Below are 21,076 nucleotides of genomic sequence, written 5' to 3' on the forward strand. Positions count from 1 at the left end.
GAAATCGGCTGCCCGTGCCGGCTAAGGCATCAGGCCGATAAATACTGTTTTCTTGCGTGGGCCGGTCATCAATCCCTCTAGTTGCTCGACACACTTCAGGTAATGGGGGGTTTTCTTGTGGGCCGCCACCGCAGCTTCATCGGTATAGGCTTCATAGATATAAAAACGGGTTGGGATCGTCTCGTCCCTTAGCACATCAAAACGCAAGTTCCCCGCCTCGCGGATAGAACCCTGATGATTGGCGCGAAAAACCTCAATAAACTGCTCAACTTTGTCATCTTTCACATTAATTTCGACGAGAGTCACGTGCATATTTGTCTCCTGATTACCAAAGGTCTCCTGATTACCGAAGACCTTCTTGTCACGGCTTACCAGTCACTGACTGGCAGCGATGCCCACTCAACCTTTTTCATCTAAGAACAGCTTATAGGCTGTTTGTGCATTTTCATTTTTATGTACCACCGCATGAACCGCTTTCAGCATGGCAATTGGGGCTTCTGACTGGAAGATATTGCGCCCCATATCTACACCTGACGCTCCCTGATCAATGGCTTGATAGCACATTTCCAATGCATCGCGTTCTGGCAGTTTCTTACCACCGGCAATGACGATAGGCACTGGACAACCGGCAGCGATACGTTCAAACCCACTGTCGACATAATAGGTTTTGATCACCTGTGCGCCCATCTCAGCGGCAATTCGGGTAGCCAGAGAGAAGTAGCGCTGGTCGCGAGCCATGTCTTTACCGACGCCAGTCACGGCCATGGTAGGCATGCCGTAGCGCATTCCCTGATCAACTAATTGAATGATATTTTTAATCGACTGATGCTCGTGTTCAGTGCCGATATAGACTTGTGCAGCCACGGCGCAGGAGTTGAGCCGCAATGCATCTTCCATTGCCACCGCCACCGCTTCGTTGGATAAATCAGTCAGAATCGAGTTGGCACCAGATGCGCGCAGTACTACCGGGCGATTGGCCGACGCGGGGACGATACTGCGCAAAATGCCACGGGTACACATTAGGACGTCGGCATATTCAAACAGCGGGGCGATATTGATATCAATCCGCTCCAGGCCAGTGGTCGGCCCCTGAAAATAACCGTGATCAAATGCCAGCATTACCGTGCGATTGGTTTTCGGATTGAAAATTCGCGCCAGCCGGGATTGCATCCCCCAATCCAGTGAACCTGAGCCTTTCAGTGTAAAGGCAGGATTTATCTGCGGTACGCCAATACCGAAATCTTTACCGTCTTTAATATCGTCTAAATCAGCCATCTGTTATTACTCCCTTAGTCCTGTTCCGGCCCGCCGGTGGACGGGCCGCCGAGATTAAAAATCGTATTTGTCGATGTTTTCTTTAGTGAAAATGACCCGCTGTGGCAGTAACACAATGCCGCTGCCTTTGGCCTCATGGTCATAGCCCTGAATGCTATTCGGTGCCACTTCAACCACACCAATGTTCGGGATATCAATTTTATCGCCGACATTCAGGTCGCCTTTTTTCAGCATTTCATTGGCGACATAAACTGAAATCTTGCCTTGATTAACCACATCCCACAGACCGAATTCCTTGACCGTGCCGCGCTGAACATAAGGGCGCATCACGTTTGGAGTACTGAAGCCGACGATCGCCACGTTGTCGCGTTTCAGGTTTTCTGCTGCTTGCGCCGCAGCGGGCAGGGCGTTGGCATCTGGGGCAATAATGGCATCCAGATCGCTATAAGCTTTTAAGATGCCCTCTGCGGTTTGCAGTGATTTTGTGGCATCGTTATAGCCGAACTGGGTGGTAACCACTTCCCAACCGGGGTGATCTTGTTGGATTTTTTTCTTCGCTTCATTGACCCATTGGTTCTGATCGGTAACCGTCGGGCTGGAATAGAAGAAGGCGACCTTGGCTTTATCTTTTCTCACTTGATTCGCGGCCATATCGACCAGCATCGAACCCAATTGATTCGGGGTACCTTGGTTGATGTAAACCGAGCGACATTCTGGTTTGGTATCAGAGTCCCAGGTCAAGATTTTGACACCCCGTTGCATCGCGCGTTTTAACGCTGGGCACAGTCCATCCGGTGAGACTGCCGAAACCACAATGGCGTTGTAACCCTGATTGACGAAGTTATTGATTAACTGAACCTGGCCGGAAACACTCGGTTCTGTCGGGCCATCGTAGGTCACATCCACACCCAGCTCTTTACCGGCATCAACGGCACCTTTACCGCCGCTGGTGAAGAAGCCGACCCCGACCAGTTTCGGGATAAATGCGATGCGTTCTGCCGCTTGAGCAGTAGTGATACAGGCAAATCCAAGGGCACAAACCAGTGCCAGCTTTTTTAATCTTTGTGTTTTCATTGCTATCTCCGAAGAAGCTAGGGGTAGAGGTGTTGGCAATTTCACTACAAAAGAAAACAGGTATTAACTTAGGGTGTGTCTGCTGCGACGACGTTGCAGCCATTCATGAATCAGATGTCGGTGCAGGCTGATAGAGCGCCCAACCACCACCAGAATCAGCAATGCACCGGACAACGCACTCGATATCTGGTTTGGTGTGCCAATCATTTGCAAACCTTGCTGTAAGTAACCCACCAGTAATACCGCCAGTGCCGTCCCGAGGATGGAGCCAGAGCCGCCGTAGATGTTAGCGCCCCCCAGTACCACTGCGGTGATGGCTGGCATCAGGAACGAAGCCCCCAAATCAGAGCGTGCCGAACCGAAATAAGAGACCAATAGGACCGCGGCAATCGCAGACGCCACCCCCGTCAGGGCATACAGGATGCATAAGGTACGCGCGACGGGCAGGGCGCTGTAACGGGCCACCCGACTGTTTTGCCCGATAAGAAATACGTTGCGGCCGCTATGGGTGCGGTGCATCAGTAGCCAGAACAGCAGCACGCAGACCATAAAGATAACCAGTGGGACGGGCAGGCCGAACAACGTTTGGTTGGCAAAATCGGTAAAGGCTGTTGGGAAGCCGCCAATGCCCTCATAGCCGGTCGCGCCGGAAATGCCGGACAACAGCAAGGCGCTGCCGCCGAACAGGTACATGGTGCCTAGAGTTATGACCAACGGGTTGACGCCGGTATACAGAATCAGCCCGGCATTAATCAAACCGCATAACGCACCAACCACCAGTGTCAGCGGGATCGCGACACTCATGGGGACGCCAGCTTGAAACATCACGCCTAGGAATATGGAGCACAATCCGATAGTTGAACCGAATGAGATGTCAATTCCGCCACTGACAATCACCATGGTCAGCGGCAAAGCTACAATGCCGATGCAGATGAAATCACTGGTACTGAACAGCAGTACGTTGATATCCAGCATGCGAGAATTCGATAAACCAAACAGCAGGATTTCCAGCACTAACAGTGCAACCAAGGCCAGTTCCCATCCATAACGGCGATAAATATTCATCGCGCTACCTCTTTTTATACCCTTCATCTTTCAAATTGCAGGTGTGTTACCTGCTTCGTTTACCCGAATCACTTACCACTGTAAGCTCATCGGGATTCTCTCGTTTGCCGCCTTCCTGCATCATGAAATCTATTGGGTATAACGTTTTTCTTCTTATCCGAAGTTGTCGACTTACCAGAAACTGCCGGGCGAGCATTAAAGCGAGCATATTTCTGCCGGCGGATATTGCGCTCAATGGCACAGCGCAGGCGGCCATCGAACACCAGTACACCCAGCAGCACCAAACCGGCAATAAAGTCATTCCACCACGCAGGCAGGCGCAGTAGCACCAGCACGCTGTCGATTTGTGTTAATAGGTAAGCCCCCAGAATGGCCCCGAGAATGGTGCCGGTACCACCGAGCAGGCTGATCCCACCGAGAACACAGGCGGCGATGGCTTTCATCTCTAACCCACTGCCCGTCTGATTAGGGATAAAGCCAATTTGGGAGGCGAAGACAATCCCCGCCAGCGCGGCCATCACCCCATTCATTGAGAAGGCAAAAATACGAATACTGTCGGTGCGGATCCCCAGTTGGCGTGCACCCTGCAAGTTATCGCCGGTAGCATAGAAACTGCGGCCAAAGGCGGTTTTACCTAGCAACAAGGCCATAGCTACAATCAGCAGCATAATTAGCCAGCCGATAGGAGAGATAGAAAACAGAATCGGGGTGGATAAACTTTTCAAGTCTGCCGGCAGCCCTTCTATCCATTTCCCGCCGGTTATCAATAGCATCAGGCCGCGATACAACCCCAGCGTACCCAGGGTGGCGACAATCGCCGGGATGCGCAGCCAGGTAACCAAAATGCCATTAAAGAAGCCCGTCACCATGCCGACCAGCAGAGCAAACAGGCAGGAGATTGCCAGCCCGAAACCCGCATTGAGCGCCATACCCACAGTGACGGCACATAAGCCGGTAATGGAGCCGACGGACACATCGATATTGCGGGTTAGCATCACCATGGTGGCGCCGATGGCTAACAGGATCAGGATCTGTGCGCTGCTGAAAATCATGGTGAAGGTTTGCAAGGTGAAGTAATTACTGTCGATCACACCAAGCAAGGCAAATAAAGCCAAAATTGCCAACAGCGCGGTACCTTCGCGATTGCTTTGAATAAATTGATAGCTTTGAATAAATTTCAACATGATGCGCCCTCGCTTTCAGCAGATTGGCGCGCATCGGTATTATGTTCACCAAAGGCCAGATGCATAATGGTATCGACATTCATTTCCGCCCCACTGACTGCGCCACTGATTTCACCCTGATGCATGACCAACACCCGGGAAGCCATCTGCACGACTTCTTCCAGATCTGACGAGATAAAAATGATCGCCACATGCTGAGAGGCAATACTGCGGATCAATTGATAAATATCGCTGCGCGCTGATACATCTACGCCACGAGTAGGCTCATCAATAATCAGTAGCAACGGATTGGCCTCAAGGCATTTCGCAATCAACAGCTTTTGTTGATTGCCACCGGACAAGGTGCGCACGGGTTGCTCGAGGTGACTGAACTTAATATTTAGTGCCCGCCGATAGCGTTCCAGAATGGCGGCTTCCTGTGCCGGATGTGTCCATAACCCCTGATTACCCTGGGTGAGCGAGCAGACATTCCAACTGAGCGGAGCATCCAGATAGAGGCCGGAGGCTTGACGGTCTTCCGGCAGATAAACCAACCCGGTTGCCAGACGATTGACGGTTTTCATCAATGTGATATCAATCCCTTCCAGCCTGACGTGGCCACCGCTGGCGGGTCGTAAACCATAGAGTGTTTCCGCGAGTTCTGTTCTGCCCGCACCAACCACCCCCGCTAATCCCAGGATTTCACCGGCATGCACCTCAAAAGAGATATGGGCAAAACCTTCACCACTCAGATCGGCAACTTCTATCACCGGTTGATTGGACTGAGCACGCGCTTGAGAGCGGCGGTTACCGGGCAGCTCCAGCCATAGCTTCTGGGTATCAGATAATTCGCTGTTTTTGGTCTGTGGCTTAATAGCCTGAATAATCGTATCGATGGAGAAATCAGTGGTGGCGCCACTGAGAGCGATGCCACCATCACGCATGACACTGACCCAATCTGCCAGTTGACGAATTTCAGGCAATTTGTGGGAGATAAATACCACTCCGACACCTTGCTGCAATAACATTTTGATTTGGCTAAATAGACGATTGGTTTCCGCCGGTGTTAGTGACGCTGTTGGCTCATCAAGGATCAAAATACGTGAGTCACGCATCAGGCCGCGCATAATTTCTACTAACTGTTGATCTGCTACATCCAGTGAACCGGCGCTGACTGACAGATCCAAATGGCAACCCAGGTTTTTGAGTAATTGCGCCATCTTCTTCTTGTCAGCCTGATGTTTGGGCAAACGAAACAGAATATTTTCTTGTACCGACAGATTGGCAAATAGCATCGGTTCTTGGGGGACCAAATAGATACCGAGTTGATGTGCTTTTGCTGGGGTAAGGTTAAGGCAGGGTTGCCCATTGATCTCGATGGTACCGCTGTCTGGTGGCAGCACGCCGGCGATGATCTTCATCAACGTCGATTTCCCCGCGCCATTTCCTCCCAACAGGGCATGTACCTGTCCTGGTTGCAGAGTAAAGTCGATACTCTTCAATACCACTACGCCGGAAAACTGCTTGCTGATACCACGAACCTGGAGCAGCGGTGGCGGATTGGTGTGCGGCATCAGTGGCTCCTGTTTATGAACAAAAATATTTTAAATTTAAAAGTGTTCAAAAAAGATAGCTGCATAATCCCATTTGTGGCGTAATCAAGATCACATTTACGTGAATAAAAAAATTTAAATTAAAATATGTTCAAATGTATTGCCTAAGCTGTTAGCGTAGTTATCAACTGAGATTTATACCCGTCATCTTTCAAGTTGTAGGTGTGTTGGCTGTGCCCAATCGCCCGAATTACTTACTTATGTAAGCTCATCGGGATGATGAACCTCATCAGAGGCTCACCCTACGGGCCAGCGCTTGCCGCCTCCCTGCATCTTGAAATCTCTTGGGTATAGCATTTATCAGACCGTGGATTTTTGATCGATGATGAATCAATGAAGAATGAGAAAGCGGCAATAGGGATCACGGCTAATGATGAAAGAAAAATCAGTAACAAAAGAAAAACCCATGTCGTCTAACGATGAATACAAATATCCGGGTAATAGCATGAGTGAAGAGGAACTGCTCGCTCGCATTGCGTGGTTTTATTATCACGATGGCTTAACACAAGGGGATATTGGCGAACTGTTGGGGTTAACCCGGCTGAAGGTCTCCAGATTGCTGGAGAAAGGCCGCCAGTCTGGGGTTATTCGGGTACAGATTAATTCGCGCTATGAGGGTTGTCTGGAACTGGAAAACACCTTGCAACAGCATTTCGGCCTCAAGCATATCCGCATTCTGCCTTCTCTGGCTGATCTCAGTATCAGTAGCCGGTTGGGGATTGGCGCTGCACATTTATTGATGGCATTGATACAACCACAACAACTACTGGCAGTCGGCTTTGGTGAAACCACCATGTGTGCCTTACAGCATTTAAGCGGTTTTATCGCTTCGCAGCAGGTCAGACTGGTGACGCTTTCCGGTGGGGTTGGCTCTTATATGACCGGTATTGGCCAGTTGGATGCCGCTTGTCAGGTCAGCATTATTCCTGCGCCGTTGCGTGCTTCCAGTGCCACAGTGGCGGAAACATTCCGTCAGGAAAACAGTGTGCGCGATGTGATGCTAGCCGCCCGAGCGGCTGATGTTGCCGTGGTGGGTATCGGTTCGGTCAATCAGCAAAAAGAGGCCACCATTTTACGCTCCGGCTATATCGGTGAAGGCGAACAACTGATGTTCAGTCGCAAGGGGGCGGTCGGCGATATCCTTGGCTACTTTATGCAAGCCGATGGCGCATTGGTGCCGGATATGCAGATTCACCAGGAGCTGATTGGCGTCTCACTGGCAGATCTGACCAACATCCCGACAGTGATTGGTGTCGCCGGTGGCATTGAAAAATCAGAAGCGATTGTGGCTGCACTGCGCGGAAAATACGTGAATGCATTAGTGACGGATGAGCTGACAGCAAGATCAATCATCAAATTGATTTAATTGGTTATTTTACTTGCCAGCTTAGGCTTGCGCAGGGGTTCAAGAATTACGCCAATAGTTTTGGTTATTCTTTTGAGAAAAAAGCAGTAGAGGACAGGTTTATTCATAAATTCATATAAAACAGAGGATAGCGTAATGAGTCAATTCTCTACGACCACATCGGCTGAATACCTGATGGCGCTGGATGCCGGCACCGGCAGTGTCCGGGCTGTCATATTTGATCTTAACGGTAATCAGATAGCGGCCGGACAGGCTGAGTGGCTACATTTGCCAGTACCTGATGTCCCAGGGTCGATGGAGTTTGATTTAGCGACTAACTGGAAGTTGGCCTGCCAGTGTATCCGCCAAGCATTGCATCAGGCTAAGCTACCGGCGAGTGCTATTCGCGCCGTGGCTGCCTGCTCAATGCGCGAAGGCATTGTGCTTTATGATCGCAGTGGCAAACCTATTTGGGCGTGTGCCAATGTGGATGCCCGTGCCAGCCGTGAAGTCAGTGAGCTTAAAGAGCTGCATAATGATGGGTTTGAATTCGAGGTTTATCAATGTTCAGGCCAAACTCTGGCACTGAGTGCTATGCCTCGGTTACTGTGGCTGGCGCATTACCGCCCGGATATCTATCGCCAGGCGGGTACATTAACCATGATAAGCGACTGGCTAGCCAATATGCTCAGTGGCGAACTGGCGGTTGATCCTTCGAATGCAGGAACCACCGGCATGCTGGATTTAGTCACCCGTAACTGGCAACCGAGCTTGCTGGAGATGGCTGGACTACGTGCCGATATTTTATCGCCGGTCAAAGAAACCGGAACACTGCTAGGCCATGTCACAGCACAAGCCGCAGAAGAGAGTGGTCTGTTGGTGGGAACGCCAGTGGTGATGGGCGGTGGTGATGTACAATTAGGTTGTTTGGGGTTGGGGGTCGTTCAACCGGGTCAGACCGCAGTATTGGGCGGCACCTTCTGGCAGCAGGTGGTTAATTTGCCTAAGCCGATTACCGATCCGAATATGAATACGCGTATTAACCCTCATGTTATTCCCGGTATGGTACAGGCTGAATCCATCAGTTTCTTTACCGGCCTGACCATGCGCTGGTTCCGTGATGCATTTTGCGCCGAAGAGAAATTACTGGCGCAGCGGCTGGGTATCGATACCTACAGTTTATTGGAGGATATGGCCGCCCGCGTACCGGCAGGGGCATACGGCATCATGCCGATTTTCTCCGATGTAATGCGCTTCAAATCCTGGTATCACGCCGCACCTTCCTTTATTAACCTTTCACTTGATCCAGAAAAATGCAACAAAGCTACCCTGTTCCGTGCTCTGGAAGAGAATGCCGCGATAGTCTCGGCCTGTAACTTAGCGCAAATTGCTGAGTTCTCCGGCGTCAAAGCAGCCTCAGTGGTATTTGCAGGCGGAGGTTCAAAAGGGAAACTGTGGAGCCAGATTTTGGCCGATGTGACCGGGGTTCCTGTCCGAGTACCAGTTGTCAAAGAAGCCACGGCTCTCGGTTGTGCTATCGCCGCGGGTGTGGGGGTCGGGCTGTATGACACGCTAGATAAAACCGGTGAGCGGCTAGTGCGCTGGGAGCGGGAATACACCCCGAACACCGAGCATCAGGCACTGTATCAAGCCGCAAAAGTAAACTGGCAAGCAGTATATACCGATCAGTTGTCGCTGGTGGATAGCGGGTTGACGACTTCCCTATGGAAAGCGCCTGGCCTCTAAAATTGGCTATCTTACTTGCCAGCTTGAGCTTCGGGGCAGTGCTCGCCGCCGTCACGTACTGCGTGTACGCTCCATTGGCTGTGCGCTGTCCACACTCAATCTGCTTGCGCCGATAACGCCAATTTCTTCTGATAATTATCTTACTTGCCAGCTTGAGTTTCGGGGCAGAATGATCATTACAATCATTCGTGGCTTTATAGAGTTAAGTAAGAAAGATATTTCAAGTAAGTGACTGGGGTGAGCGAGGGCCGCCAACGCACATGCAGCTTGCAGTATGACGGATATAAAAGAATTGCCATGCAGCAAACACTTGGATAGCATTATTGCCCCCCTTCGTTGCCGATGATGGCGCATCCTATGATGAATACATCAAATAAGACAGAATCACCTGCCGGGCAACCTTCTGCTCTTGTTGCTACCGCCCAACAGCGAGCATTTAACCTGCCAGATACACTGCGGGACAAAAGTAACGTTCAGCGTATTTTAGTGATTAAATTACGCCATTTCGGCGATGTTTTACTCACTACGCCACTACTGAGTACCTTAAAAGCCAACTACCCACAAGCAAAAATCGACGTGCTGCTGTATGGCGGAACGCAAGATATGCTGCGGGAGAACAAAACGGTCAATCATGCATTTATTGTTGACCGTGGCCTCAAGCATGCGGGTCTAAAGGCCCAAATCAGTGGCGAAAAAGCGCTGTTTAATGCATTGAAAGAACACCATTATGATCTGATTCTCAATTTATCCGATCAATGGCGAGCCGCAGCGTATTGTCGTTTATTAAAACCTGGCTTCAGTATTGGTTTTCATTATCCCAAACGCGATACCTGGCTATGGCGCTATTGTCATTCTACATTGGTTGATATCCCCAATGCGGCCAAAAGGCATACCGTACTCAATAATCTGGATATTCTCGCACCACTACAACTGACGGATATTATTACTGATGTTACCATGTCTTATGGTGTGCACGATGTTGAACGGGTACAGAAATTGTGCCAACAACGCCATATCAATGACTATATATTGATCCAACCTTCTGCTCGCTGGAAGTTCAAAACATGGGCCAGTGAATCATTTAGCCAACTGGTAAATCATCTCACTGAGCAAGGTGAAACCATTCTACTTACCGGCGGCAAAGATCAGGCTGAATTGGATTATATTGCTGAGATCATTGCCGGATGCACACAACCCGAGAAGGTGGTTAATTTGTCTGGCCTGCTGGCGCTACCGGAACTGGCAGTATTTATTGATAACGCTAAGCTCTTTATTGGCGTAGATTCCGTGGCAATGCATATGGCCGCAGCCTTACAAACACCCGCAGTGGTCCTCTTTGGCCCCAGTAATCTTAACCAATGGCATCCGTGGCAGGCTCCTCACACGCTGTTATGGGCCGGGCATTACCGCACGTTGCCACACCCTAATGAGATAGATACTGACACTACCGATCGGTATTTGAACGCCATTCCGGTGAGCGAAGTTATCAGTGCTGTTGATGCGTGGCGCGCTCAAAGCCATTAACGGGGGGCACATCAGTAACCTTATTTTCCGCTAACCAGCTTAAGCTGAGAGAATTATGACAATCCCATCGACTTCTTCACCGGCCGCTTTCACGGTCAACCGTCGCAGTGAAATGCTGGGTGGTATTGCAGCATTGCTGCTAGGTATCTCCTTACCGACATCCAACCCACTGATCAATATCTCACTGGTTTTAATCCTGATCTGTTTGATAATGAATCGCAACACATTGCAATTCAAACCATTACTGACGAATCCGTTGGTTTACCTGCCTGCTGCGATGTTTGCATTGTTGGCATTGTCACTGCTGTTTCATCACAACAGTTATGGCCCGGATATGGTGGGTAAAGATAAGAAATTTCTTTATGTATTGCCGTTAGCCCTGTTTTTTATCAACCAACCACGGTTGATAAAATTGTTTGGAATCGGCTTCTTAGCGGCTAACGCGCTGGCATTAGTCGGTACACTGGCCGTTGGGGTGTTACACATTCCCATTGGCAATGTAGATCCAACCAATCCGACTATCTTTAAACTGCAAATTACCCAAAACTTCTTTATGGCTTTGGCCGCCATGTTGTGGCTGGCGCTGGCCTTTAAAAATCAGGGCTGGAAACGCTGGGGGTATGGCTTGCTGGTGGCAGCGGCGAGCTACAGTATTCTGTTCTTGGTATTGGGGCGAACCGGTTATGTGGCATTAGTTGTTGGGCTAGGGATATGGTTATTCTTCTCTCTGGGGCGCCGCCAACGCTGGCTATTGGTAGTGTTAGGGGCGATAGCCTTTGCTGCACTACTACTGATACCCAATAAAGCGACCGACCGTATCGTGCAGGGTGTCGATGAGATAAAAGTCTGTATGGCCGCATCTGCGGATGATGTAAATGATGCTTGTCGTAGTTCGATGGGGCAACGTTCGGCCTTTGCCATTGAAGCGGTGCGGCTAATTAAAGAGTCACCTATTCTGGGGCACGGTGCTGGCGGCTTCTATTATGAGAACCCAGAGATCAATTACAAAATCAATAATCCACACAACCAATATCTGTTGGAAACAATCCAATCAGGCTTTGTTGGCTTAATTATCTTTTTGGCATGGATTGTTTGTTGTTATCGCGTTATTTGGCAACAAACACCGGTTTTACGCAATGTACTACTGGCTGTATTGACCAGTTATATGGCGTGTAATTTCTTTAATTCATTCCTGCTGGACTCATCTGAAGGCCATCTATTTATGATCTTCGTAGCAATTTTGGCGGGCTATTCAGTGACAGAGACGCAGCATGTATCGGATAAGCAATTGACATAACAGTGTACACATTTCTGCGAATTTGACGTGCTATAAAACGGCTCCCAATGGGGGCCGTTTTTGTTGATTCCGTCATGATGATGCATGCTTTGAAGCTAAAAAGTGAATTTTAACGGAAAGGCTGACATCTCTATTTGAAATCGGAGGTCTTTAATAAAATGTACATATTACACACTAAATATATGTATTTTATTTACGCTTTCTTATCCATTGTAGGAATAATAAGAGAAAAAATTGGCTTTTTCCTACGTGATTTCATCATTATAACCCTATAAATTATAAGATTTTTCGACATTAAATATCAATATTCCTAATGAAATTATGGGAAAGATGAATATATTCGCTATCTAAAGCACTTTGTTTTGCTGGTGATTAATCCTGTATTTTTTTATTTTGTAAAATTAAAACACTAGTTTTATGTGGTTTATTGGCGTTAGCGAGTGACGATTCTCACTTGATTAGATGTAACAATCGAATATTTACATTTTCACAATAAATGTAAATGAAATCTAAATGAAGCATAAATGAAATCGAAATAATTATTGTAATAATGCGATTTTTATTGATTTCATCTCTAATAGTAACTACGCAATAATGATTTAAAAAACTATTACATCCGTTTTATAAAAATTAAAACGGAGTATATAAATGTGGTTGTCATCTGATCGTCTGTGTCTGACTGATGGCGGATATAGGGGAGTAAATGTGAGCTAATAGAGAATTTTAATAAGACATTGCCTATTTTAACAACGGAATGCTTTCTTTTTAACTTATTGAAATTTAAGGCTATTTAAATTATATTTTCAATGGTTAATCAATAAGCTTAGTTCATAGAACGAGAGTCCGCAAGATGGCAAGGACTCTCGTTCATATGTCTATTATTAAATTAATGCGGATACTGGAATCATCTGAAATGATCCGTCTAATAAAAAACAGATTTCTATGCTAATAGAGTGGGTGGATTGCAGTGAATTAAACTGAAATGTGATTTTATGAATATACAAAATGATGATTTTGCACACTGTTACAAAATTCTGATGTATGTGATAATTTTTTCAAGAATTTACATATTGTAAGATTTGGTCTACTTTCCGGGCATTATGCAATAGTTTTAAAGGAAGCTATGATAACTATGTATTTATATTGATAAGTGGGTCTGGGTGAATCTGTTTGTAGGATAAGCAGAATTTACATTTAACTTAATTTATCCAATGTCATTGAGAGCATCATGGCCAATTCAACAACGAATAAATTATCTTTACCGGCCCTTACCTCTTTGGTGGTCGGTTCAATGATCGGGGCCGGTATATTTTCATTGCCGGCAACATTTGGACGAGCAACCGGTGGGTTTGGCGCACTTATCGCCTGGTGTATAGCGGGGGGTGGGATGCTAATGCTGGCTTTTGTTTTTCAAACATTAGCGCAGCGTAAACCTAATCTCGATTCTGGTGTATTCATTTACGCAAAAGAGGGCTTTGGGGATTATCTTGGTTTTGCTTCTGCATTAGGTTTCTGGGCCGGTACCTGTATTGGTAACGTCTCTTATTTTGTTCTGATCAAATCAACGTTAGGGGCATTCTTCCCTATATTTGGTGATGGTAATACTATTCCGGCGGTGTTAATTGCCTCCGTTATCTTGTGGGGATTCCATATCCTGATATTGCGCGGCGTTAAAGAAGCTGCGGCAATTAATACCATCGCCACCTTCGCAAAAATAATTCCAATCTTCATTTTCGTCATCGTGCTGATTTTTGCCTTTAAAGGTGATGTTTTTGCGCTGAACTTCTGGGGTACGCCAGATGTGATTAAAGGTGCTGATTTATCCCATCTGAATGACTATGGCTATGTTGGTCATGCAGCGGCGGCAATCACCACGTCAGTTGAACCTGAGTCTCTATTCTCTCAGGTACGTAGCACCATGCTGGTCACAGTATTTGTATTCTTGGGTATCGAAGGTGCGAGTGTTTATTCACGTTATGCCAAAGAACGTAGCCATGTTGGTATCGCGACCGTTCTGGGCTTTATTGGTGTGCTGTGCCTGCTGGTATTGATCACCATGTTGTCTTACGGCGTGTTACTGCGCCCTGATTTGGCGGCATTACGCCAGCCATCAATGGCCGGGGTGTTAGAGGCGATAGTCGGCCGCTGGGGTGCAATATTTATCAGTGTGGGTCTGATTATTTCCGTGTTGGGTGCTTATTTATCATGGTCACTGCTGGCAGCGGAAGTGCTGTTTTCGGCGGCTAAGAGTAACAGCATGCCAAAAATCTTCGCGACTGAAAACAGCAATGCTGTGCCTTCAGCAGCGGTTTGGCTGACCAACATCTTTATACAGATATTCTTAATTCTCACCTTGTTTACTGATTATGCTTTTCAACTGGCGCTGGAATTAACCAGTTCATTAACGCTGATCCCTTATCTGTTAGTAGGAGCTTATGGCCTGAAATTGGCATGGACCGGTGAGACTTACGAAACGAATAACCGTGGTCATAGAAAAGATTTGATTTTTGCCATCATTGCGACTTTCTACTCTGCTCTGATGATTTACGCCGGCGGCCTGAAATACGTGCTGTTGTCGGCCATTATTTACGGACCGGGCACTATTTTGTATCTGATTGCCAAACGTGAACAGCATCAAAAAGCCTTTAATTCCTATGAAAGAATACTGTTTATTGTTCTGATTGTTGCTGCGGTGGCTGCGATTTATAGCATTGCTACCGGGATTATCACCATATAATTTATTGGAGTTCTTATGTCAGATAAAGCTAAGAAAACTCACGCTAAACCTAAGTTTGGTGTTCACTCTGAAGTCGGCAAGTTACATAAAGTAATGGTGTGCGCCCCAGGGCGTGCCCATAACCGCCTGACGCCAAGTAATTGTGATGAATTATTATTTGATGATGTCCTGTGGGTAGATAGAGCCAAGCGCGACCATTTTGATTTTATGACCAAAATGCGTGACCGCGGTGTTGATGTGGTTGAGATGCATAATCTGCTGGCCGAAACGGTTGCCATTCCAGCGGCGAAAAAGTGGATTTTGGATCAGCAAATTGTGCCGAATGAAGTGTCACTGGGCATTTTGCAAGAAACCCGCAGCTATCTGGAAAGCCTGGAGCCGCGCGTGCTGGCTGAAGTGCTGATTGGCGGCTTGTCCACCACCGAACTGCATAAAGACGGTAAATGTGACAAAGAAGAGTTGAAGCTGATCCGCGAAGCGGTTGGCATTACTGAATACTTGTTACCACCGTTGCCCAATACACTGTATACCCGCGATACCACTTGCTGGATCTATGGCGGTGTGACACTAAATCCACTGTATTGGCCGGCGCGTCATGAAGAAACCATCCTCACCACGGCTATCTATAAATTCCACCCGGACTTTGGTGACGCCAATGTGAAAGTGTGGTGGGGTGACCCGACGCAGCACCACGGCACTGCGACGCTGGAAGGCGGTGATGTGATGCCAATCGGTAATAAAACCGTGTTAATCGGCATGAGTGAGCGAACTTCGCATCAGGCAATCACGCAGTTGGCGCAATCGCTGTTTAAAAATAGCGAAGGGCAGGTGGAGCGCGTCATGATTGCGGCCATGCCTAAATTGCGTGCCGCTATGCATCTGGATACCGTGTTCACCTTCTGCGACCGTGATGTAGTGACGTTATATCCGGCGATTGTTAATCAGATCCAAACCTTCTCACTGCGCCCTGATAATGGCCCGACCGGTATTAAGTTAAGTCGTGATAAAGGCACCTTTGTTGAAGCAGTTGCTGGCGCGCTCAACCTGAAAAAACTGCGTGTGGTTGAGACCGAAGGTAATGATTACGATACAGAACGTCAACAATGGGACAGTGGTAATAACATGGTTGCGCTTTCACCAGGCGTGGTGCTGGCCTATGACCGTAATACCAAAACCAATACCCAGTTGCGTAAAGAAGGGGTCGAAGTGATTGAGATAGTCGGCAGTGAATTAGGCCGTGGACGCGGGGGCGGTCACTGTATGACGTGTCCAATCATCCGGGATGCCGTCGACTACTAATCCCCTTCGGCCTTGAAGCCACAGGGGTGTTAGCGGCACGCACTTACCCGAATCACTTGACTGCGTAAGCTCATCGGGATTCGTTTGCTGGCTGCCTACCTGTGGCTCGAATTATATAGGGTATAGCGCAGTTGCTCTTAAAAAATAGCTGATAGTGAGTAGCAGAGTAGTGCTATTTCGCTATTGGCTATCTCTGTTTTAGCAGCCAGAGATTTGTATTTGGCAAGAAAGCACGACATTACGTTTTTAAAGCCGAAAAATGATGAACTAAGATGAAAAGGGTGATCAAGTGAAATACGTGTATTTAGTGTGCTTTTTGCTGATAGTGGCCCTGATGACGCTTTTTGTATTTCAAAACAGCGGGCTAGTGAACTTATCTTTACTTTCCATGCAAATAACACTACCCATTTCGGTGCTAATTGTGCTGATCTATTTTCTAGGGATGTTTACCGGGGGATTATTAATCACACTAATAAGAGCGCTGGTGCGCCGTCTGTCACAAAAAAGTGAAGCCCAAAACAGATAAAGAAGTGTGAATAATTAATCTGCAATAATTATTAAAATCTGACTCAACGAGATCTTATAGTGAAGATAAAAACAGTAATCACTCTGCTATTAACGTTTCTTCTCGCTGCTTGCGACAGAACTCCCCCTGAAGTCGCAGAAAGTGTGCGCCCGGTAAAAATATTTACCGTTGAAGACAGTGGGCAAAATGGCACTCGCTATTTTCCAGCGCGATTACAAGCTGGCGATGAAACTCAGCTCTCCTTTAAACGAAGTGGGCAATTGCAACAGTTGCTGGTGCGTGAAGGTGAGCAGGTGAAAAAAGGCCAAGTCATTGCCAGACTGAATGATACGGATTTGAATCTACGAGTCAGGGATCGTCAGTCTACCTTTAATCTGGCTCGCGATCAGTTTAACCGTTTCAATACCTTGCAAGGGCAAAGGGCGGTATCTCGTGCTGAGCTGGATGTACGTCGTGCTGAGATGGAATCGGCTCGTGCTGCTTTGGAGATTGCGCGTAAAGAGCTGAGTGATGCCACCATTACCGCGCCATTTGATGGCATTATTGCCAATGTGAATGCGCGTAACCATCAGGTCATGGCCCCAGGTCAGGCGGTTGCCACATTAAGTGCACTGGATACGTTAGATGTGGTGTTTAGTGTGCCTGAGCGCCTGTTTACCGCACTAGATATCAGCAATCGTAACTACAAACCAACGGTATTACTTAATCATATGCCGGGGCGCGAATTTATTGCTGAGTATAAAGAACACACCACCTCAACCACCTCTGCTTCACAGACTTTCCAGGTGACACTGACGATGAAGCGCCCGGCTGATATGCCACTGCTTTCAGGTATCAGTGGCCGGGTAAGAATCAACTCTGGCAATCTGTCTGGCACTGATCATCCGACGATTATCGTACCAGTGGAAGCCGTGTTTAACCCAGATACTGCCCAATTGAATGATGCAAGAGTCTGGGTTATCAAGAATGATGATGGTCAGATGCATGTTGAAGAGCGCAAAGTTCAGGTGGCTCAATTGACCGCCAACGGCATTCAAATTACCTCTGGTCTGGCTGATGGCGAGCAGATTGTCTCCGCAGGTACCGGTGAGCTTCGCCCAAATCAGGTTGTCCGGGCTTGGGTCCGTGAGCGGGGTCTCTGATGAAGCTGACTGACAATTTTATCAATAATAATACCCGTATCTGGCTAACGATTCTGTTGCTGGGTATTGGTGGCATTATTGCCTATCTCAATATAGGCAGGCTGGAAGACCCAGCCTTCACCATCAAAACGGCGGTAGTTGTCACCCGTTATGATGGTGCATCAGCACAGCAGGTAGAAGAGGAAGTCACACTCCCATTGGAGAATGCCATTCAGGAACTCTCTTATGTTGACGACGTCACCTCTATTTCCAGTGCCGGTTTATCACAAATAACCATCAATATTCGCGCACAATATGGCGCGAATGAGTTACCGCAAATCTGGGATGAACTGCGGCGTAAAATCAACGATAACAGTGTGCGTTTGCCACCGGGAGCCAGTGCGCCGATGGTCAATGACGACTTTGGCGATGTTTATGGCTTCTTCTTCTCACTCACGGGTGATGGTTACAGTAACCAGGATTTACGTAATTTTGCCGAGCAACTGCGACGTGAACTGGTACTGGTACCTGGGGTAGGTAAAGTTGGTATTGTGGGTATTCTGCCTGAAGAAGTTCAGGTGGAGATTTCTCGTGCCCAGATGACCGCCGCAGGTATCACGCCACAGCAGTTATCCGATTTACTGAGCCGCCAGAATGTGGTGTCCGATGCGGGCCAGTTGCAGGTGGGCAGTGAGTCTATTCGTTTGCATCCGACCGGTGAATTCCAAAGTGTACAAGAACTGGGGAATTTACTGGTAAGTCAGCCTGGCAGCCCGAAAAGCGTGTATTTGCGTGATATCGCCACTGTTTCTCAAGGTTTTGGCCATTCACCGACCAATATTTATCGTGCCAACGGTAAACCTGCATTGGCACTGGGGATTTCGTTTGCCCCGAATGTCAACGTGGTAAACGTAGGTAATGCGATTAAAGCCCGACTGGCGCAGCTTGACGGTGAACGCCCGTTAGGTATGCATATCAACGTGTTCTATGATCAGTCTCATGAAGTTGAAGGGGCGGTTAACGGTTTTATCCTTAACTTCCTGTTGGCACTGTTGATTGTTGTGGTCACTTTGCTGATTTTCATGGGGGTGCGCAGCGGTATAGTAATTGCTATCTCGTTGGCACTTAACGTACTGGGTACGTTGCTCATTATGTGGCTATTTAATATTGAGCTACAGCGAGTGTCGTTAGGGGCGCTGATTATCGCGCTAAGTATGTTGGTGGATAACGCCATTGTGGTGGTGGAGGGGATCGTCGTTGGTCGCCAGCGAGGCGAAAGCATCTTTACCGCTATTAGCAATGTGGTGAAGCGCTCAATGATGCCGTTGTTAGGCGCGACTATCATTGCCATTCTGGCCTTTGCACCTATCGGCCTGTCCAATGATGCTACGGGTGAATACTGTAAATCGTTATTCCAGGTGTTGTTGATCTCGCTGATGTTGAGTTGGTTCACGGCACTGACGCTAACACCGGTCTTTGCTAAGTGGGCATTCCAAAATCAGAAACCGGCGAAAGTGGATGCCGATAAGCCTGTCAAGCAACCTTATGATGGCTGGTTATTCCGCTATTATCGCGTGGTATTGAATAAGTTACTGCAACATCGCAGTATCACTTTGGTGCTGCTGGCGGCCATGTTAGTGGCATCGGTGGTGGGTTTTGGTAATGTTCGCCAGAGCTTCTTCCCGCCCTCTAATACGCCAATCTTCTTCGTTGATATCTGGCTGCCGAATGGCACTGATATCAATTATACCGAAGGGATAGCGAACAAGGTTGAGCAGTATATCAAGCAGCAAAAAGGGGTGGCGGACACCATGGCAACGATTGGTCAGGGCGCGATGCGCTTTATGCTGACCTACAATGCCCAACGTCATTATCCTAACTATGCGCAGGTGATGGTTCGTACCGAGGACCTCAGCCAAATACCGGGTTTGATTGATGAAATCGAATCCTATATGCATGACGAATACCCGCAGGTTGATGCGCAGATAAAACGCATCATGTTTGGGCCATCCAACAACAGCTCCATCGAGGCCCGCTTTGTTGGCCCGGACCCTGAGGTGTTACGTACCCTGGCAGCGCAAGCGGAAAAAGCGATCATTGCTGATCCGATGGCGGATGGTGCGCGGCATGACTGGCAAGACCGTAGCAAAATGATCCGGCCACAATTCTCCGATTATCTGGGGCGCGAACTTGGAGTCGATAAGCGCGAGGTCGATGGGACATTGCGTATGAGCTTTGGTGGCCTGCCGGTGGGGTTATACCGTGATGGTACTCGCTTAATGCCGATTGTACTGCGCACACCGGATGCAGAACGACTCAATGCAGAACGACTGAATGATGTGATGGTCTGGAGCCAGGCGCGCCTGGCCTTTATCCCGATTGATAACGTTGTCACCAGTTTTGAAACCGAGTGGGAAGATCCGCTTATTATGCGTCTGGATCGCAAGCGGACACTGACGGTGCAAACGGATCCGACCCAACAGGGCGGTGAGACCTCTGCTGAGTTGTTGCGGCGTATCAAACCTGGCGTAGAAGCCGTTCAGTTACCGCGCGGATATGAGCTGGAGTGGGGCGGTGATTATGAAAGTACCAAAGAAGCACAACGCGGTATTTTCATCAGTTTGCCGATCGCGTTCCTGATTATGTTCATCGTAACGGTATTGATGTTCAGCTCAGTGCGCAATGCTGTTGCCATCTGGCTGACGGTACCACTGGCATTAATTGGTGTCACGGTAGGCTTCCTGTTGACGGGAATTCCATTCGGATTTATGGCTTTGTTGGGGCTGCTAAGTCTGAGTGGTATGTTGATACGTAACGGCATTGTGTTGGTGGAAGAGATAGGCTTACAGCGACAGGAAAAACCACTGCGCGAAGCTATTATTGATGCCTCTACCGCCCGTTTACGGCCTATTATGTTGACGGCATTTACCACGGTTCTGGGGCTGGCTCCGCTGCTCAGTGATGCTTTCTTCCAGAGTATGGCGGTGGTCATCATGTTTGGTCTGGGCTTTGCAACGGTGCTGACATTGCTGGTGTTACCAGTAATTTACAGTTGTATGAATCCAGAACCTAAAGAGAAAGTGAGTGACGAACCCGTCAGTGAATAACGGTTAGTGTGGCGTTAGCACTACCGAGAATGACTAAAGCTGCCCCTTTTATCGGGGTGGCTTTTTTTTATGGCTGGTGCCTATCGCGCGTAAACCTATTTCTATTTTACCTTCTTACACTGTTGGGCGGCTTCTGTGCGCCACTTCTCTTCCTGTCCCTGTGTCACGGCATTATCGTTCCAAT

Annotated in this window: 15 protein-coding genes; 9 read left to right on the forward strand and 6 right to left on the reverse strand. The window is 48.2% G+C overall.

The features are described from left to right. Positions 1-21: 21 nt before the first annotated feature. The 6 genes from lsrG to lsrA all read right to left on the reverse strand — a co-directional run bounded on the left by lsrG (position 22) and on the right by lsrA (position 6,151). The gene (gene lsrG / locus V1956_RS05330; RefSeq protein ID WP_372557909.1) at positions 22-312 is read right to left on the reverse strand and encodes a (4S)-4-hydroxy-5-phosphonooxypentane-2,3-dione isomerase; all 291 of its coding nucleotides are present in this window, start codon (positions 310-312) and stop codon (positions 22-24) included. Positions 313-399: 87 nt separating this feature from the next. Continuing rightward, complete coding sequence (lsrF, locus tag V1956_RS05335; RefSeq protein ID WP_083160768.1) at positions 400-1,275, reverse strand: 3-hydroxy-5-phosphonooxypentane-2,4-dione thiolase; 876 nt, start codon at positions 1,273-1,275, stop codon at positions 400-402. Positions 1,276-1,329: 54 nt separating this feature from the next. Beyond that, the gene (gene lsrB, locus V1956_RS05340) at positions 1,330-2,349 is read right to left on the reverse strand and encodes an autoinducer 2 ABC transporter substrate-binding protein LsrB (protein WP_442824883.1); all 1,020 of its coding nucleotides are present in this window, start codon (positions 2,347-2,349) and stop codon (positions 1,330-1,332) included. Positions 2,350-2,412: 63 nt separating this feature from the next. Then, positions 2,413-3,414: an autoinducer 2 ABC transporter permease LsrD gene (gene lsrD, locus V1956_RS05345; RefSeq protein ID WP_372557911.1), complete on the reverse strand. Its 1,002-nt coding sequence runs from the start codon at positions 3,412-3,414 to the stop codon at positions 2,413-2,415. Between the two features lie 86 nt (positions 3,415-3,500). Next, on the reverse strand, positions 3,501-4,598 hold the full coding sequence (lsrC, locus tag V1956_RS05350) for an autoinducer 2 ABC transporter permease LsrC (protein WP_442824884.1): 1,098 nt from the start codon (positions 4,596-4,598) through the stop codon (positions 3,501-3,503). After that, a complete protein-coding gene (gene lsrA / locus V1956_RS05355) occupies positions 4,592-6,151 on the reverse strand; it encodes an autoinducer 2 ABC transporter ATP-binding protein LsrA (RefSeq protein ID WP_372557913.1) in 1,560 nt (519 codons plus the stop codon). The genes lsrC and lsrA overlap by 7 nt, the downstream gene beginning before the upstream one ends. 412 nt (positions 6,152-6,563) lie before the next feature. Between lsrA and lsrR the strand changes: the two genes are divergently transcribed. From lsrR to V1956_RS05400, 9 genes are all read left to right on the forward strand, one after another. Continuing rightward, a complete protein-coding gene (gene lsrR, locus V1956_RS05360) occupies positions 6,564-7,556 on the forward strand; it encodes a transcriptional regulator LsrR (RefSeq protein ID WP_372559815.1) in 993 nt (330 codons plus the stop codon). Between the two features lie 135 nt (positions 7,557-7,691). Further along, positions 7,692-9,281, forward strand: a complete 1,590-nt coding sequence (gene lsrK, locus V1956_RS05365; protein ID WP_372557914.1) for an autoinducer-2 kinase — start codon at positions 7,692-7,694, stop codon at positions 9,279-9,281. Between the two features lie 357 nt (positions 9,282-9,638). After that, positions 9,639-10,805, forward strand: coding sequence for a putative lipopolysaccharide heptosyltransferase III (gene rfaQ / locus V1956_RS05370; protein ID WP_372557915.1), 1,167 nt, complete (start codon positions 9,639-9,641; stop codon positions 10,803-10,805). A 55-nt stretch (positions 10,806-10,860) separates the two neighbouring features. Beyond that, positions 10,861-12,102 (forward strand): O-antigen polysaccharide ligase WaaL-ps, encoded by a 1,242-nt coding sequence (waaL-ps, locus tag V1956_RS05375; RefSeq protein WP_372557916.1) that lies wholly within the window; start codon positions 10,861-10,863, stop codon positions 12,100-12,102. Positions 12,103-13,330: 1,228 nt separating this feature from the next. After that, complete coding sequence (locus V1956_RS05380) at positions 13,331-14,839, forward strand: amino acid permease (protein WP_083160751.1); 1,509 nt, start codon at positions 13,331-13,333, stop codon at positions 14,837-14,839. A 15-nt stretch (positions 14,840-14,854) separates the two neighbouring features. Beyond that, entirely contained in the window at positions 14,855-16,138 is a 1,284-nt protein-coding gene (gene arcA, locus V1956_RS05385) for an arginine deiminase (RefSeq protein WP_372557917.1), read from the forward strand. A gap of 289 nt (positions 16,139-16,427) precedes the next feature. After that, positions 16,428-16,664, forward strand: a complete 237-nt coding sequence (locus V1956_RS05390; protein WP_372557918.1) for a LapA family protein — start codon at positions 16,428-16,430, stop codon at positions 16,662-16,664. Between the two features lie 59 nt (positions 16,665-16,723). After that, positions 16,724-17,806 carry an efflux RND transporter periplasmic adaptor subunit gene (locus tag V1956_RS05395; protein ID WP_372557919.1) on the forward strand — a complete coding sequence of 361 codons (1,083 nt, stop codon included), beginning with the start codon at positions 16,724-16,726 and terminating at the stop codon, positions 17,804-17,806. Beyond that, a complete protein-coding gene (locus V1956_RS05400) occupies positions 17,806-20,892 on the forward strand; it encodes an efflux RND transporter permease subunit (RefSeq protein WP_372557920.1) in 3,087 nt (1,028 codons plus the stop codon). The genes V1956_RS05395 and V1956_RS05400 overlap by 1 nt, the downstream gene beginning before the upstream one ends. Positions 20,893-21,076 lie beyond the last annotated feature (184 nt).

Source organism: Yersinia sp. 2540 StPb PI, from assembly GCF_052217165.1.
Taxonomy (GTDB): domain Bacteria; phylum Pseudomonadota; class Gammaproteobacteria; order Enterobacterales; family Enterobacteriaceae; genus Yersinia; species Yersinia enterocolitica_E.

What these genes read in the sequence shown, in the direction of transcription:
- lsrG (WP_372557909.1), bottom strand. Translation starts at nt 312, where the DNA reads ATGCACGTGACTCTCGTCGAAATTAATGTGAAAGATGACAAAGTTGAG.
- lsrF (WP_083160768.1), bottom strand. Translation starts at nt 1,275, where the DNA reads ATGGCTGATTTAGACGATATTAAAGACGGTAAAGATTTCGGTATTGGC.
- lsrB (WP_442824883.1), bottom strand. Translation starts at nt 2,349, where the DNA reads ATGAAAACACAAAGATTAAAAAAGCTGGCACTGGTTTGTGCCCTTGGA.
- lsrD (WP_372557911.1), bottom strand. Translation starts at nt 3,414, where the DNA reads ATGAATATTTATCGCCGTTATGGATGGGAACTGGCCTTGGTTGCACTG.
- lsrC (WP_442824884.1), bottom strand. Translation starts at nt 4,598, where the DNA reads ATGTTGAAATTTATTCAAAGCTATCAATTTATTCAAAGCAATCGCGAA.
- lsrA (WP_372557913.1), bottom strand. Translation starts at nt 6,151, where the DNA reads ATGCCGCACACCAATCCGCCACCGCTGCTCCAGGTTCGTGGTATCAGC.
- lsrR (WP_372559815.1), top strand. Translation starts at nt 6,564, where the DNA reads ATGAAAGAAAAATCAGTAACAAAAGAAAAACCCATGTCGTCTAACGAT.
- lsrK (WP_372557914.1), top strand. Translation starts at nt 7,692, where the DNA reads ATGAGTCAATTCTCTACGACCACATCGGCTGAATACCTGATGGCGCTG.
- rfaQ (WP_372557915.1), top strand. Translation starts at nt 9,639, where the DNA reads ATGATGAATACATCAAATAAGACAGAATCACCTGCCGGGCAACCTTCT.
- waaL-ps (WP_372557916.1), top strand. Translation starts at nt 10,861, where the DNA reads ATGACAATCCCATCGACTTCTTCACCGGCCGCTTTCACGGTCAACCGT.
- V1956_RS05380 (WP_083160751.1), top strand. Translation starts at nt 13,331, where the DNA reads ATGGCCAATTCAACAACGAATAAATTATCTTTACCGGCCCTTACCTCT.
- arcA (WP_372557917.1), top strand. Translation starts at nt 14,855, where the DNA reads ATGTCAGATAAAGCTAAGAAAACTCACGCTAAACCTAAGTTTGGTGTT.
- V1956_RS05400 (WP_372557920.1), top strand. Translation starts at nt 17,806, where the DNA reads ATGAAGCTGACTGACAATTTTATCAATAATAATACCCGTATCTGGCTA.